The 14,969-nt window shown below is 66.2% G+C and carries 14 protein-coding genes and 1 pseudogene; 3 read left to right on the forward strand and 12 right to left on the reverse strand.

Translation table 11 applies throughout. From position 1 onward, the window contains the following. Window positions 1–216 precede the first annotated feature (216 nt). Entirely contained in the window at window positions 217–636 is a 420-nt protein-coding gene (locus SROS_RS48165) for a DUF4279 domain-containing protein (RefSeq protein WP_081453296.1), read from the reverse strand. A 262-nt stretch (window positions 637–898) separates the two neighbouring features. Next, a complete protein-coding gene (locus SROS_RS35750) occupies window positions 899–1,204 on the reverse strand; it encodes a hypothetical protein (protein ID WP_012893824.1) in 306 nt (101 codons plus the stop codon). Between the two features lie 1,139 nt (window positions 1,205–2,343). On the opposite strand from SROS_RS35750, the gene SROS_RS35755 reads away from it, so the two are divergent. Further along, complete coding sequence (locus SROS_RS35755) at window positions 2,344–3,651, forward strand: pentapeptide repeat-containing protein (protein ID WP_169369457.1); 1,308 nt, start codon at window positions 2,344–2,346, stop codon at window positions 3,649–3,651. Between the two features lie 144 nt (window positions 3,652–3,795). Then, the gene (locus tag SROS_RS35760) at window positions 3,796–4,830 is read left to right on the forward strand and encodes an IS630 family transposase (RefSeq protein ID WP_012893826.1); all 1,035 of its coding nucleotides are present in this window, start codon (window positions 3,796–3,798) and stop codon (window positions 4,828–4,830) included. A gap of 296 nt (window positions 4,831–5,126) precedes the next feature. Here SROS_RS35760 and SROS_RS35765 read toward each other — a convergent pair whose 3' ends face one another. From SROS_RS35765 to SROS_RS35795, 9 genes and pseudogenes are all read right to left on the reverse strand, one after another. Continuing rightward, window positions 5,127–5,333: a hypothetical protein gene (locus tag SROS_RS35765; RefSeq protein WP_148269307.1), complete on the reverse strand. Its 207-nt coding sequence runs from the start codon at window positions 5,331–5,333 to the stop codon at window positions 5,127–5,129. A gap of 65 nt (window positions 5,334–5,398) precedes the next feature. After that, complete coding sequence (locus SROS_RS35770; protein WP_148269308.1) at window positions 5,399–8,251, reverse strand: WXG100-like domain-containing protein; 2,853 nt, start codon at window positions 8,249–8,251, stop codon at window positions 5,399–5,401. A gap of 54 nt (window positions 8,252–8,305) precedes the next feature. Then, window positions 8,306–8,614 (reverse strand): WXG100 family type VII secretion target, encoded by a 309-nt coding sequence (locus SROS_RS35775; protein ID WP_012893829.1) that lies wholly within the window; start codon window positions 8,612–8,614, stop codon window positions 8,306–8,308. A gap of 251 nt (window positions 8,615–8,865) precedes the next feature. Next, entirely contained in the window at window positions 8,866–9,024 is a 159-nt protein-coding gene (locus SROS_RS51400) for a hypothetical protein (RefSeq protein ID WP_169369459.1), read from the reverse strand. Next, window positions 9,021–9,221, reverse strand: coding sequence for a hypothetical protein (locus SROS_RS35780; protein ID WP_043653640.1), 201 nt, complete (start codon window positions 9,219–9,221; stop codon window positions 9,021–9,023). Before SROS_RS35780 ends, SROS_RS51400 begins: the two co-directional genes overlap by 4 nt. Window positions 9,222–9,478: 257 nt before the next feature. Beyond that, window positions 9,479–9,700, reverse strand: a pseudogene (locus SROS_RS51405) (transposase); the annotation flags it as partial. A 761-nt stretch (window positions 9,701–10,461) separates the two neighbouring features. Next, window positions 10,462–11,286 (reverse strand): protein phosphatase 2C domain-containing protein, encoded by an 825-nt coding sequence (locus SROS_RS35785; protein WP_012893831.1) that lies wholly within the window; start codon window positions 11,284–11,286, stop codon window positions 10,462–10,464. 201 nt (window positions 11,287–11,487) lie between these two features. Further along, window positions 11,488–12,330 carry a nucleotidyltransferase domain-containing protein gene (locus SROS_RS35790; RefSeq protein WP_012893832.1) on the reverse strand — a complete coding sequence of 281 codons (843 nt, stop codon included), beginning with the start codon at window positions 12,328–12,330 and terminating at the stop codon, window positions 11,488–11,490. A gap of 48 nt (window positions 12,331–12,378) precedes the next feature. Next, a complete protein-coding gene (locus tag SROS_RS35795; protein WP_012893833.1) occupies window positions 12,379–13,599 on the reverse strand; it encodes a DUF6236 family protein in 1,221 nt (406 codons plus the stop codon). A gap of 203 nt (window positions 13,600–13,802) precedes the next feature. On the opposite strand from SROS_RS35795, the gene SROS_RS35800 reads away from it, so the two are divergent. Further along, entirely contained in the window at window positions 13,803–14,630 is an 828-nt protein-coding gene (locus SROS_RS35800) for an IS5 family transposase (RefSeq protein ID WP_012893834.1), read from the forward strand. A gap of 30 nt (window positions 14,631–14,660) precedes the next feature. Here SROS_RS35800 and SROS_RS51410 read toward each other — a convergent pair whose 3' ends face one another. Next, window positions 14,661–14,837: a hypothetical protein gene (locus tag SROS_RS51410; protein ID WP_012893835.1), complete on the reverse strand. Its 177-nt coding sequence runs from the start codon at window positions 14,835–14,837 to the stop codon at window positions 14,661–14,663. Window positions 14,838–14,969: the final 132 nt, after the last annotated feature.

Raw genomic sequence — 14,969 nt, forward strand, 5'->3', positions numbered from 1 at the left:
CCCTCGACCCGGGACAAGCCGAGCAGACCACGGGCAGAGTGCGCGCCGCGCAGGTAAGGCCAGGTCACGGGCTGATCGTCATGCAATTAGCGTGCAATTAGACAGGGTGACGAGGGGGCAAACACGGTCACTCACGACCGGCCCGACGCCCAGCTCAGCGCTCCTACGAGGCGTGATCCATGCACTTCCCAAGCTGATGATGTTGCCGTTTCCTAGCTATTCATCCTCGTATCCGTACTCGTCGATCCATACGTGAGCTCCGGCTTTGTGGAGGAACCCGATGATTTCTTCGCTGAGGAGGAGCCCCAGGCGGGTGGACGCCGGCCCTGGCTCGAAGGAGCGGAACATGACGAGGCCGGCTTCACTGCCCAGGGCCGTCAGCTCTCCGATTCGCTCACATGTGCCATCCAGCCGGCTCAGTACGGCTTCCACCTGATCATCGAGTGAAGTGGTCTCCGGAAGACCTGAATCCATGATCCACTCATGTCGTGGCGGTATCGGACGCCCGTTTCGGCTGCCTCGTCTCGATTCCTTGGCTTCAGCCCGGGTCGGGGCGATCCCTAGATGCCTGGTGATCCGCTCAGGGGATAGGTGGTTGGACTGGATCATGAAGTAAACACGCTGTTCGGTGATCACGTGAGCAGGTTAGGGGCCTCAGCTGTATGTGCGGGATGATCTTCTGCGCTCGGGCCCGGGAGGTGCTTTCACTCTGGCGAGAGGCCCTCTCGCTGATTGAAGCGCAGTCCTCTTGAACCCACCGCCACTCCGATTCTGGGAGCCAACTTGGGAGCCATTGGGCCGTACGGCCCCGGACCGAGCTGGACTGATACGAACAAGCGCATCGTCCGCGACCTGTGCGGTGAACGAGTCTGAACGCCGCTGGACATCGTTTGGGGATCTACGGATCAGAAGGTGCGAGTCCATACCACTCGATCCAGGAGCGCAACCGACGGAGGATCTCACGCAAGTGAGCATCGTCGGCGAGTCCGGGAGGTGCCCATGGTTCAGTCCTGAGCTCGCTCTCGGCGTCGAGTTCGGCCCAGATCTCCTCGAAGGAGTCTCTGATGCTCAGTTCGCGGGGGTCGGCGGCCTCGAACAGGCCGCGGATGTCTTCGACTAGCTTGGGTAGAGGGATCTCACCGGAGCCATATAGGTCGATGCGCTCGACCATTTGGCCGATGATCATCCGCTGGTAGTCCTCCATGGCATCACCTTCTCGATCTCCCCGTCATTATGTCGACGGCCGGTCAGCGCGGGATATACGCGGGATGATCTTTATTACAGGAGTACGGGGGAGGTGCTTCCGCCCTGGTAGACGGCCCTGCTGCCGTCTGGAACGCAGCCCTCTTGAAAACCGCTACCTTCAGTGTCGTCGGCCACGCCACTGTCATCTGTGTCCCTGACGGGATTCGAACCCGCATCAACGTTGCCAGGTTTGGAAACGCGCTTCCCTGCCGGGGGCTGAGGTTCCCCAACCCGTACGGTTACCCGCACAGGCCCGGTCCCGGTGCATCCGCAACCTCCTGGCATGACACCCTTGCGTTTTTGGGCCGCTCGATCCAGTTGAGCTACAGGGACTTGCGTGACCGCCACAGGAGCAGTCGCACCACCATGCTCCGGCCACGCGATCCCGAGCGCAACACCTTTCCGCACCCCTATGCCTCCGGCGAGGGCTTGGCTTCGAGGTAATCGTCAAGAGCAACTCAGGTTCGTGGACGGAAGGCAGATCTTTCCGCCTTCGCATCTCCAGAAGGTCAGAAGCAAGATCCGGAACATGTGCGGAACGCACGTCTCTTGCCAGGAAAGCCCACGTAAGCAGGCAGCAGGTCAGCGCATCACCACGCCAAGAAGCAGCGATCCACTTCTAATCCGACGGTCGCAGGTTCGAATCCTGCAGGGCGCGCTTCGTGTGAGCAGCAAAAAGAGGCTCTGACCAGCGGTAACGCTGAGCAGAGGCTCTTTTGGTGTGTGCGGTGGTGTGCGGCTAGCGGCGAGTGACTGCGGTTGATTGTGCCGAATACGTGCCCAAGTTTCCGGACCGGTCCTGGGGCATGCCCGACCTACTCGACAGACAGCGCCTCCTTGTGCGTCTTCTCTGCGAGGAGGGGCCAAGCACGTTCATCACGTGCACGTCTCCACAGGCCGGTCGGTCCTGTAACGATCTTCGCATTCCGTACGACCATGGCGTGCTTGCGCGTTGATATAGCCGGTATGGGTCTGCCTGCATGGACACGCCGCCGCCTCTCTCCGCTTCCAGCTGCCCCGCCTCCGCTACGCCCTCCACGCCAGGCCGGGTGGTGGATCGTTCCCGTCGCGCTGCTGATCGGCGCCGTGGTGTGTGGGGTGGCGTGGTGGCTGCTCACCACTCCCTCCGCCGTCACCCCGCCCGCCCCTAACAGCCCTGTTCCGAAGCCGCCGGCTGTCGCCGCCTCCTCACAAGACACCAACCCCGTTCAGCTTCGCAGCGAGGTTCTGCGTACCGCCCTGGCCGCAGGTGTCGGCGTAGGCGCAGCCATCACTCTCATGCTGGCCTTCCGCCGCCAGCGCCACCAAGAACTCACCACGCTTATTACCAGCCACTATGCCGAACGCACTGCCGAGCACACTGAGCATGACGCCATCGAGCGTCGGGTCACCGATCTGTACACCAAAGCCGTCGAGCAGCTCGGCAGCGAGAAAGCCGCCGTCCGCCTGGGTGGGCTGTACGCCCTAGAACGCCTGGCCCAGGACAACCCCGCTCACCGGCAGACCATCGTCAACGTCATCTGTGCCTATTTGCGCATGCCCTACACCGTGCCGAACACCGATGCCCACACCGCACAACCCCCGGGCCCGTGGCAGATCAAGCCCGTCCCCTCCACCGGCGGGGAGGGTGAACGACAGGTCCGGCTCACTGCCCAGCGCATCCTCGCCGAACACCTAAAGGACGAGCGCACCGCGGAGGAGCGGGACGCCGGCCAACCCACCGGTCCCCGCTTCTGGGACGACATGCGCATCGACCTATCTGGCGCTATTCTTATCAGCTTTGACATCAATCGTTGCCGCGTAAGTGAAGCGTCATTTTCCAAGGCGACCTTCACCGGGAACGCCTCGTTCGATAAGGCGACCTTCACCGGGGCCGCCTGGTTCGACGAGGTGACCTTCACCGGGACCACCTGGTTCCACAGGGCGACCTTCACCGGAGAGACCTGGTTCAATAAGGCGATATTCACCAAAAACGCGCGGTTCAACGAGGCGACCTTCACCAAGGACATCTGGTGTGATGCGACTTTTACTGGGGAGGCCGGGTTCCGCAGAGCAACCTTCACGGGGACCGCCTGGTTCGACGAGGCGACCTTCACAGGAGAGGCCGGGTTCGATAAGGCGACCTTCAGCGGAGAAGCCCGATTTAACAAGGCGACCTTCAGCGAAGACGCCGAGTTCCGCGACGCGACCTTTACTGGAAACGCCCGGTTCGGCGAAGTGACCTTTAGCAAAGGCGCATATTTCCAAGGGAAAGACGCACAGGTGTTCCAGCCAGACGGCCATCATTCTTGGCCGGATGGATGGGTCGTCGTCGTACGACCGGATGGAACCGGTTTTCTCCAGCGACAGGAAACTGTCGCATCCTCAGCAAACCTTGCAGGTTCGGATGTTGATCCGAAGAACTGACCCATGCAGGCTAAGCGCCTATCCAGAAGTTCTGCGCGTAATCGGGCGTGAGATCGCCAGGGCGTGAGGGCATTGACACGGGCCTCGCCGGGGGTTGGATCGAGGTTGCCACAACGTCCACCCACCGGCGAGGTCGTGGTCAGTATGCGCCCGCCCATCGTGTTCGCCAATGCCCCCGCCACCTCGATCGAGCAATTACACGCCCATCTGCGAGGCCACTGGCGGCCGGCGATCCGCGCGGTGATGGTCCTGCTGTCGCTGCACAGCCTGCCGGCGGCGCAGATCGCCGGCCTGCTGGGCTATGACGCCGCCACGGTGCGCCGATGGATCGGCCGGTTCAACCGCCACGGGCTGGCGGGACTGACCGACCGTCCCCGCCCCGGCCGCCCTCGCCTGGGCGGCGAGCGCCTGATGGGCCGGATCGCCGCCCTGCTGGCCCGGCCGGGGCCGTGGACCCTTGCGCGGCTGTGGCGCTACCTCAACCGGCCCCATCTGAGCAGGCGCACGCTGTACCGGCGGGTGCGGCTGGTGGCCGTCTGGCGGCGTTCCAAGCTGGTGGCCCGGGGCGATCCGGACCGGTGGCGGGCGGTGGCCGCCATCGCCGAGCAGTTGCGTGCCCTGCCGCGCGGGGCGGTGGTCTGGGCCGCCGATGAAACCCACGTGCACCTGCTGCCGCACCTGCGATCGGGGTGGACACTGCGCGCCGGTCGCCCGGACGTCGTCACGCCGGGCAAGAACCGTCAGGTCACCGTGTTCGGCGCGGTGGAGCTGACCACGGGGCGGTGGGTGTATCGGCTGGGCCGCCGGTGCGCGGCCGACTTCCTGTACCTGCTGGATGAGGTGGCCGCCGCGTTCCCGTCCGCGCCGAAGATCGTGGTGATCTGCGACAACGACAGCATCCACCATGCCCGGGCCGTGGCGTGCTACCTGCAGGCGCACCCGCGGATAGAGGTGCTGTACGGGGCACGCTACAGCCCGCACGACAACCCGGTCGAGCGGATCTGGGCCGCGCTCAAGGCGTTCATCGCCAACACCGCCGTCACCTGGCCCGGCCGTCTCAGACAGATCCATGCCTTCTTCCGCGCCCGCTCACCGGACCAGTTGCTGACCACCGCCGCCCCGTGGACCAGCCCCTGGCTCCCGGCCGGTTACAAACGGAACTTCTGGAATGCCGCTTAGCACCCGCGGATTGCGGTCGGTCCTTCCCAGTGCCTTCCTGCGGAGCACACCGGCGTGCGTTGCCCCGCCACGGATGGGATCGGCGCGACTCACAGATCACTGTCTCAACCTGGCCGGCGTCCGCATCGGGCGCACCTTCACCTGGTGGAAGCGATCGGCCAGGGCCCCTCGCGCCGAAGGGCCTGCCGTACGAGGAGATCTTCGGGGAGGGGGTGAGTTTCGAGTCGTTCCTGTCCCAGCCCCTGAACCTGCCGTCGGAGGAGCGTGGGTGATGGCTGGTCCGGCGCGACCCGAGGTCAGCCCTCGGCGGGGACGACCTTGACATAGCCGTTGCTCCAGAAGGTCAGGCCCTCGAACGCCTCCTGCGGGCTTGCCCGCCTGCTGCTCGCCATAGTGTCGATCATGTCCTGGATGTCGGGCGAGCTACCCGTCAACTCGCCCGCCTCGGTCAGTTCGATCGTTCCCAGGACCATGTCGGTGTCTGCCGTCACGACTTTCAGCATCCGTCCCGTCATAGCCGAAGCATCCGTTCCGTAGTTGGCGTTGATCTCCGAGGTTGCGATCCGGATCACTCCTCCGAGGCGAGAGGGCTTCTCTCGTGGAGTGTGATCACCTTGGGCACTACTCGTGCGGGCATCGGCATCCTTGGCTCCGTCCCGACCGCGTTCCTCGCGATCATATCGAGCTGGGAGAGCATGTTGTGGTACCAGTCCAACTGTCCCCGTCGTTCGAACTCCCATTTCATCCTGGGATTTTTGAGCACCTTGTTGATGCCCTGGATGTCCTCCGGGCTGAGCGGATTGGGCTTCCCGACGTATTGCTGGTGGGCACCATCGGAGGTGAGCTCACCACGGACGAACTGAGTTCCGAATTCCCCTTTGGGAGCCCAGGTCAGGGGGTCTTCGAACGAGAGGTTGTGGTCGATGCCGATGACCCCGATCCTCTGGCCAGTGGGCGTTCGCATTTCCGGGTCAGAACTCAGCAACCAGTTGAAGGAGTGGCGATCAGGGTTGGTGATCAGCACGTCGAGCAGGCTGATGCGCATGCCGCTCCGCGTCAACTCGGGTCTCAGCGGTACCTCTTCCGCTGGTAACACCGCTCTGTGCTGCCCCTCCTTGAACTCCTGATAGATGACTGTGTCGCCAGCCCGGTAAACTCCGGGGACGTCGGCCCCCAAGGCGGTCCCCACTATCGCAGCCAGCGCCTCGGCGTCTGCCTCTCGCGAGATCGCCAGGACCTTGCGGATCATGTGGGAACCGTCGTTGAACGTCCATTTCTCTACCAGCACGGACCATGTCCCCCTTACGCCGTCCGCCCCCCCGGTGCGGCCGCCCAGCAGCACGGGCTCTCCGGCGATGCCGGAGCGGATTCCACGGTCCAGCCACGGCGGTACGCGGGGCTCTCGTTCCCTTGCCGCTGTCAATTCGTCGAGCAGCTCCGCCGCCCGGGGTGACGCGGGGCCGTCCCCATCGGGGTGAGAGCCCTCCGCCCCTCTCGGAGCGGAGGCGTCGTCTGCCATGTCTTTGGGGGCGGGGTATGCGGAGGCGTCGTCTTCCCTGGGGCGCAGGTCTGCTGTCTTGTTGTCTTCCCTGGGACGCAGGTCTGCTGTCTTGTCGTCTTCCCTGGGACGCAGGTCTGCTGTCTTGTCGCCTCCCCTGGGACGCAGGTCTGCTGTCTTGTCGTCCGGAGGCACGCCGTGACCCGAATCCGAGGATCGGGGAGGGTCCGCAGGGGGAGGCGCCCCGTCCCCGGGCCCCCGTGGCGGGGCGGCACCGGACGCGGCGGGATCGTGCGGGGCCGAACCGGCCTGTGACGCATTGCGGGACGCTGGGACGGGTGCCTCGTGTGGCTGTGCGGAGGCCGAGGAATTGTTGGACAGGTAGGTGGCATCCTTCGGTGGCCCAGAAGGCGAATCCGGGTTGAGCATCCGATCTATGTAACCTGGCACAAGCCGCTCCCCGGTCAACGAGGGCGTATCCGGACGGGCTCCAGCGGCCGCCGGCGCATCGGTGCGAGGGGCGGCCGTGTCCGGGCGCGCCGCGACGAGAGTGTCTGGGCGGGCGGCGGCAGGGGTTTCCGGACGGGCCGCGGCAGGGGTTTCCGGACGCGCCGCGGCAGGGGTTTCCGGACGCGCCGCGGCGGTGCCCGCTTGTGTGTTCGAGCGGGCCGGGGGAGCTGCCGGCGCCGGCGTGTCTCCGGGCGGGCGGGCGGGCACGCCCGTTCCGCTGTGCGTCGGCTGGCCCTGCGGAGGTCCGGGCCTGTCCCCGGCGATCACTTCTGAGCCGATGGGGGACGGCGTCGCCGGATCGGGTTGCGCGGTGTCGCGGAGGAGGGAGGCGACGACCGTCGAGTCGGCCGCGCCGGGATGGGGTGGCGTCACCCTGGCGGGATCGTCTGGAGCCGTGGCCGGACGGGGCCCGGTGGGCACCGGGTCGTTCCCGGTGAGGGCGATGGGCGGGGACGGGTCGCCACCGGCGCCGTGACGGCCGCCCGGGGCGGCGGGGTTTCCCATTTCCGGGAAGTGGCCGACCGGGCTGGGCAGGCCGTTGACACCGTGACGGCCGGCCGGGGTGATGAGGTGGCCGTCGGCGCCCCCCAGAAAGCCGGCGGTGGCGCTCTTGGCGAGCGTCTCCCAGCTCAGCTGGCCGTTCGCCGCCAGCATCGGCACGGCGGCGGTGGTGTTGGCCATCATGCTCTGCGTCGCCATGCCCCACGCCGAGTTGTCCAGGAAAGCGGCGGCCTTCTCCCTTCCCGTCATCGCCAGACGCTCCACCGTCTCGCTCGCCATGCGCGCGCCGCCCAGCTTGTTGATCATCACGCCCAATCCGGTGAACATCAGTCCCGCCAGCGCGCCGCCGGCCACTGACATGCCTGTCTTGAGCCAGTCCCAATCCTCCCGCCGCCCACTGGCTATCTGTATGGTCTGGATGAGCCCGTCCATCCCGGCCATCACCCCGGTGAACAAGGCGATGTTGCGCAACAGCCGCATGGCGATCTGCCGCACGGTCATCTGCGTCAGCCTGCACGCCATGGGTATCAGGCTCAGCGACTGCCCGAACGACGGTGCGGCCAGGGCGACGAAGTAGGTGATCTGCACCCCCAGCAGGATCAGGGACAGCAGAATCATGTATTTGGCGTACTCGATCTCCAGGCCCATCGCGTTGAGCTGTTTGCCTGCCCGCTCGCACCCCTCCTTCAGGCGGCACAACAGGAGCGGGTCGACCGTGGTGAACGTCTTCCAATATTCCTGGAAGGCGTCGGAGGCCACCCCGTCCATGCATTTGCACACGTTGAGGCAGGCATCGTCGCCGTCCTCCATCAGGACCGCGATCGCCTCGGCAACCTCCCGGTAGGCGTCGGACAGCTGGAAACAGCGCTCCTCGTCACCCTCCGGCCAGTCCATTCCGACGATCCAGCCCACGTAAGGCCGCACGATCGGAGGGACCAGTGCTTCAAAGTGACTGTCCATCCCAGGTCACGGCCTTACCGTGCTCTGCCTATCTGCCTCTTCATAGCGTGTCGCCATCACGTCGAGACCACGCTTGATCTCGTGTAACGCCTCGACGGACTCATCCAGCTTTTGGAGGATGGCCTGCATGAGCGGCTCGTAGCCCTTCTCGAACCGCTTGCCGTACTGATCGTCGCCCCAGGGGGAACCCCCAGCGGCCAGTGCGGCCTTGAGTCGCCCCTTGGCATCCTCGAGCGTCGTACCCGCGGCGGTGAAGGCGGTGGCACGTTGCCGGAGCGCCTGTGGGTCCACCTCGTATCCGTCGTAGATCACCATTCAGCCCTGTTCCGGTGCTTGTCCGTTCGATCGGGCCGCGGCCGTCTGTTCTCGTCCGCCGGTGGCAGGGGCGCCGTGACACCATTGGTCTTCACGGTGCATCTTCCATGAGAGGCTTCGGCCGGGAACGGCGCCGCTGGTCGAGAAACATAATCTATGAAAGATCTGCCCGCGTCACCATAAAACAGATCACGTTTTCAAATAAGCAAATCCTCGTGAAGAAGGCCGACTCCGCTGCCACCACGGTCTCATCAGCCGGTTTCCGGAACCGGCGAGGACGAGAGGAACGAGGTCCGCGTCAGGCGCGCGCCGTACTTCCTGTCGACGAAATAGCCCCGGCCCGGCGGGAGCGGATGCGGCCGCACGTTGCCGAACAGGAAGCCCTCGCCCTTGTTGTCCGACAGGGTCACGGCGGGCCGGCCATGTCCTTCATCCGCTGGATGACCGGGCCGTACATCGCCCGTCCGGCGCCGCCCATCGCACGCGACATGACCAGGTGCAGCCCGATGTCACGGGCCTGCGACAGCGGCTCCGCCAGCGGCAGCAGCGACCGCCGGTAGTCGATCACGATCAACCTGGCCTCGTACGGCGTCCGCCGGGCGACCACGCCCTCGGCGATCAGGCGCAGCTATGATCATGGCGCTTGGGCCGCTGAATAAGCAAGAGGGGATCGGACAGGGCTCCGCCGGGCGCGCTCCGGCTCCGGGATGATCGCGACACTTTGGCGGATGTCCATAAGCGGCTGAGATGGAAGCCTGATCGTCCCGCCCACCATCGACCCGGGACAGGCTGAATAGCAAAGAGCACTACCCCTGCCCACAGGACAATAAAAGGGTTCTGCTTTATCCACTCGCCGAGCGTGACTCATTTGGCGAGTCGGCGGTAGCAGATGAGCGCAGCCGCGAGGGCGACGAAAGATACGAAGTGGTCGGCCCGGCGTTCGTAGCGGAGGTGGAGTCGACGATACCCGTTCAACCATGCCGTCGTGCGCTCGATGACCCAGCGGCGACGTCCCAGGCATTGGCTGGATTCCACCCCACGGCGGGCGATGCGCGGGATGATGCCGCGCCCGCGCGGGAAGCGGCGCACACGGGTGGGGGAACGCTTCCATGACTCTTCCGACGACCGACCGCCAAATGAGTCAGCCTCTAATCCGACGGTCGCAGGTTCGAATCCTGCAGGGCCCCACCAATGATTCGAGGCAGGCGGCGGGGTGGCCAGTGATGGCAGGGTGTGACACCATGCGGTCCATGACGACCCGAAAGGCCGATGCCGCGTAGACGGCCGCGCGCCCTGCGCGCACAACTGTGGGCGAACCGCCGACGCTACCGCCCAGCCCCCAAGGTTCCCGGCGTCTCTGGCCGGACCCATGCGGCCATCGCACGGATCGAGTTCGAGCACCAGTACTTAGGACCCGGATCCGTTGCAGGAGCCCTCTCCGAATACCGGCAATTCCTCCGCCAGCCCGGCCGCTATCTCTACCTGCCTCTATCGGCTTGCCCCTGCTGCGACCCGGTAGAGGCACGGGACACCCTGGAATACGCCCTGCGACGTCTCCGACGCTCAGCCAGGACAGAGCTTTCACGGACTGTGGCGAGGTTGGACGAGGAGTTCTACCGCCGGACGCTCCCCGACCCCCGGCCACATCGCCCCCCAGGACGCTTCGGCGGATGGTGGTATCACCGCATCCATGAACGATGATCGGCTCCGTGCCCGGCGAAGGGTCCCGGCGTGCACCGAGACCCTTCGTTTCCACGGTGTCCTTACGACGTCTCACACGGCGAGGGCGTCCATGCTCGGTTGGTCGGCCACGTCGCGTCGACCGTCGACGCACTCGGCGTAAAGGTCTACGGCAGCGCCAGGAAATAGGCAACGGTCGCATCGTCGAAGATCTTGCCGCGCGGCCACCGCTCCCCCACCGGATCCGAGTGCTCGGCTTCGCGGACTCGGCGGATCAGCTCCTCGGGGCTGGAGTCGTCGAGCAGGTCGAGGGCTTGCCGCCAGGTGGCCAGGGCGAAGCGGTCGACGAGCCGGGAGGCCCCGTCGCTGAGCAGCGCGGCGGCGCGCACGCGGTCAGCGGGAACCGTTCCGGTGAGGGCCTGTTCGGCGGCGAGGGGGGCGACGGCGGCGACCCAGAACCCGCCATCGCGGTTGCGGTGATCGCGCAACGTCTCCACGTACGCCCGATGGGCCGAGGCATGTTCCGGGCTACCGGAGGCGAGCGCGTCCATGGCCGTCCGGTGGGCCGCGCCGACCCGGGCCTCCCGGTCGTCACAGATGACCATCGGCTCCGCCGTACCGATCATGTCCAGGACGAGGACGGAGTCGGCCAGGACGAGAAAGTCCAGCGCGTCGGCCGTACGGCGGAGCATGACCACGGTGGCCGAGGGCGAGCCGGGATGGGTCAGGTCGCAGACGAAGTCATGCAGGGAGGCCACGGCCTTGATGCCTTCGGCGAGGATCTCGGTCAGCGGTTTGCCGTCCTGGGCCAGGCCGGCGAGGAGAGTGGAGCCGAGGGAGCGCGCGTACCAGGCGACACCGTGAACGCAACCTGATTCCGAGCCGGGCGGGGTGCCGGCACCGTCGAGCAGGACGATCGCGTCCGGCGTGGCGCCGACGAAGTCCTCATTCGGACGGCCGGGAACTGCTTCGGTGGCGAAAGTGACGCGCATCGGGATCAGGTCTCCTCGTGCCGGTAGAGCGGGCTGGCCGGTTCCGCTCTACCGGTTCCCCGGTCGCCGGGTCATACTCCATCCCCACCACGGCATCCCCACCACGGCGGAGAAGCCACGGATGCCATCCGTGGAGGACGCGTCGTTTCGGTGATGTCAACGTCGGCGGCCAGGTCGAATCGGCACGCCACAGGCTCAGGTTCACGATCGGTAGATCAGATTCCGTTGGACCTCCCCTATCAGGGTGGCCGCGTCGGCCACGATCTGCTCGATCTGCCGCGCTGACTCGCCGACGTGGCCAAGCAGCCTCTGCGCCCGTACGGCGAAGTCCTGCGGGGCCAGGGGCAGTCGGCCGGCCGAGGCCACCATGCCCTTCTCGTTGATCAGCCAACGGCCTGCGTGACCGTGCAGTGCCTGGCAGGCGACGCCGATGGCGCGGAACAGGCAGCCGGCCGCATAAGCGGGGTCGGTGCCGGCCGCCCCGTACCGCGCCAGTGTCACGGAGAAGTCCGCCTCCCACAGCCCGTCCACGAGGGCAGCGCTCAGGGCCGTGGGGTACGCATGGGTGCTTTCCCGCAGGCCGGTAAGCTCCCCGCTGGGATCGGCCAGCACCCGGCACAGCGCCACCTCGCCGGCGTAGGAGTGGGAGTAGAACCCCAGCGGATGTCCGGCCTGGACTCCGACTTCGTAGCGGCCTTCCTGGCAGTCGGCCCAGACCCGGTGGACCCGGTCCAGGTCGCGGTAGATCCAGTCGACTCGCCGGCCGTCGATGGTCAGCCAGCCGCCGCCGTCGACCCACGGTCCCCAGCCACCCGGCGCGGTTATCTCGGCCCGCTCCCCGCCCTCCTGCACGGCCAGCGCTCGCAGCGCCGTCACGTCCAGATCACCTCGGTAGTACAGCCCCAGATCGATGTCCGAATCCGGGCGGTGCGTGCCCCGGGCCCGACTACCGCCGAGCACCACCGCGACCACCCCGGGGATCTCCACCAGCCGCTGTGCAAGCGCCTCCAGCGCCACATCGTCCACAAGGGTGTATTCGATCACACGCCCGATATCTCCACTCGGTCCGCTCTTCCACCGGCCCCAGGATGATTACGGCAGCTCTCGCCGAGCCGTGCCCGCGGAGCCTCTGGCGACTCTGCCAAGCAACGACTTCGGCTCCAGCTTGCCGACATGTAGCAGGTAGCTCACGGACGAAGCAGCCAGCTTCTCGGCCCGCGCCTGCCTGGCACCTCGCACGACACCGAAGAGGCCGAACGCAGCTCCGGCGCCTGCGAGGACGGGGTGGCCGGTGGCAACGGCTCCGCCCAGAGCGGCGGCGGCAAGAGCCGGCACCTCGAACTTGACGTTCAGCGCTCCGAGGACCGAGTCGACACGAGAACCCCCCATGGCCTTCCGCAGGTCCTTCAGAGGACGTTCGAATCGCCGCCCGACTTCCTGCCGGAGATAGGCGTCGAGGATGTTCGGGTCTTTGACCTCTGCGAGGGTGTCGGCCAACTCGGCGACCGTGGCGGTCACCAGTTCGCCGAACGCGTCGAATTCGTCCCCGTGATCTTGGCGGAGACGGACGATTTTCTTGGCAGGAATGTTGTTCAGGTTGAACGGGATGGCCACGTGGAGAGCCAGAAATGCGATCCTGTCGCTTACCTTCTGCCCCTCCTGTGCGGCGGCCCGCCTCCCGGCCGAGGTGAGCAGGGCGTCAGCGATGTGGTCGGCCGTCCATTCCTGATCCGCGGATTGCACGTCGATCTGGTCAGTCGTGGGGTGCAGGAGACTCTGCCGTGCAACCTCCTTGGTGAGGGCGCATTTGTACACCCATGCCAGGTCGGGGTGCACGATGAGCCAATGCTCGTGTCCTCCTTGGATTCGGGACCCTGGATAGGCGAGACCGGCCGTTAACAGCGTTTCACGGAGACCGGGCTCGATTTCCCCGGTAATTATGCCTGTCGGCCGGGGTGAGCCGTTCACATCGACCTCAAGCGCTACGGAAGCGGAGAAATGCGGGTGGGAGAGGCGGTTCCGTACATCGACGACGGGGAGGCTGGTGGTTGGAGGGCACAGATGACGGAGCCGGTCGGCGTGCTCCGTCATCACCTGCGTGAAGGCCGGGGCCACGGCGGCGGCCGCTGGTTCCGGGTCCACGTCGGTGACGAAGCCCAGACCATCCGCCAGTGCTCGCGTGACAGCCGAGTCGTTGGGGTGATACCCGGCGGGCACGACGCGCGCCATGGCGGGCCAGTACAGCGCCGCCGCTTTGAGCCATCGGTCATCGCGGAAATGAATGAAGGGATAGTAGAGGCCGATTCGTCGCACGCCCCATCATCTCTTGGCCGGCATCCTTGGAAAAAGGCTTTCTCGGAAAATCGCTGCCTTCACATATCTCACGAACCCGTTTCTGCTCAATTGAGAAGGTCAGCAGTAGGAGTCTGAGAGCGTGTTTGAGAAGTGGTGATACCAGCCGATAAGGGCCGGAGCGTCGCCTGGTCGTCCGGCGTGGAGACCTTCAGCGTGGTCAGATGCCCCGAGAACGCCGCTATCCCTCCGACCTGACCGACGCGCAGTGGGCGCTGATCGAGCCGCTGTTACCCGGGCCGAACTCGGGCGGACGGCCGGAGAAGCACCCACGCCGCGACATCGTCGACGCGATCCTGTACGTGGTGCGTACCGGCTGCGCCTGGCGGCAACTCCCGTTCGACTTCCCGCCGTGGCAGACCGTGTACTGGTACTTCGCCCGCTGGGAAGAAGCCAAGGTCACCGACCAGATCATGGCCGTCCTGCGGCGCCGGGTCCGGGCTGGGCAAGGCCGTGCCGAAGAACCCACCGCGGGCATCATCGCCTCCCAGAGCGTCAAAGGCGCCGACACCGTCGGCCGTGACAGCCGCGGCTACGACGCGAGCAAGAAGATCAACGGCCGCAAGCGGTTCATCGCGACCGACACGCTCGGATTACTGCTGGTCGTGTGTGTGATGGCCGCCTCCGTCCAGGACCACGACGGAGCCAAGACCACCTTGCTCGGCCTGTATCTGGTCACCCCGGTCCGGTACGTGTTCGCCGACGCCGGCTTCGCCGGGACCTTGGTCGGCTGGGTGCAGCGGATCCTGCGCACCGTGCTGCACATCGTCCGCAAGACGCCGGGCCGGATCGGATTCGCCGTGATCGAACGACGCTGGGTCGTCGAACGATCCCTGGCCTGGCTCACCAGCAATCGCCGCCTTGCCCGCGACTACGAGCGCCGGCCCGCCATCGCCGAGGCCATGATCCGTTGGGCCGCGATCAGCGGAATGACCCGCCGACTTACCCGGGGCCGAGCCGCAGTCCGACAGCAGCGGTCCGTCCTCACCTGATCGGTGGATCAGTCCTTCTCAAACACGCTCTCAGAGGAAGGTCGCCGAGCAGCTCACCCTGGTGTCGGCACCGAGTTGCCGTTCCAGGACGGTGATCTGGTGGCGCAGGGCGAAAATCCCCGCGTCCTTGTCCCGATCGCCCATCGGCGACAACCGCGGCGCGGCGAAGGCGTTCGTGACCGCAAGGCAGGCCAGGCGAAGGAGCACAGCGGCTCATCCTGTCGCACTCGGCCCCTCCGTGGTGGCCGAGGGTCACGCCACGTCACGCGAAGCCCTGAAGGGCTATGAACTGGACGGATGGCATTGGCGGCGGGCGCGATCTCACACCGAGGTTGGAGG

It is taken from the genome of Streptosporangium roseum DSM 43021, assembly GCF_000024865.1.
Taxonomy (GTDB): domain Bacteria; phylum Actinomycetota; class Actinomycetes; order Streptosporangiales; family Streptosporangiaceae; genus Streptosporangium; species Streptosporangium roseum.

Coding starts and splice junctions, on each gene's coding strand:
- SROS_RS35750 (WP_012893824.1), bottom strand. CDS start 1,204: ATGGAGGACTACCAGCGGATGATCATCGGCCAAATGGTCGAGCGCATC.
- SROS_RS35800 (WP_012893834.1), top strand. CDS start 13,803: ATGCCCCGAGAACGCCGCTATCCCTCCGACCTGACCGACGCGCAGTGG.
- SROS_RS35765 (WP_148269307.1), bottom strand. CDS start 5,333: ATGCTGAAAGTCGTGACGGCAGACACCGACATGGTCCTGGGAACGATC.
- SROS_RS35775 (WP_012893829.1), bottom strand. CDS start 8,614: ATGGTGATCTACGACGGATACGAGGTGGACCCACAGGCGCTCCGGCAA.
- SROS_RS35760 (WP_012893826.1), top strand. CDS start 3,796: ATGCGCCCGCCCATCGTGTTCGCCAATGCCCCCGCCACCTCGATCGAG.
- SROS_RS35785 (WP_012893831.1), bottom strand. CDS start 11,286: ATGCGCGTCACTTTCGCCACCGAAGCAGTTCCCGGCCGTCCGAATGAG.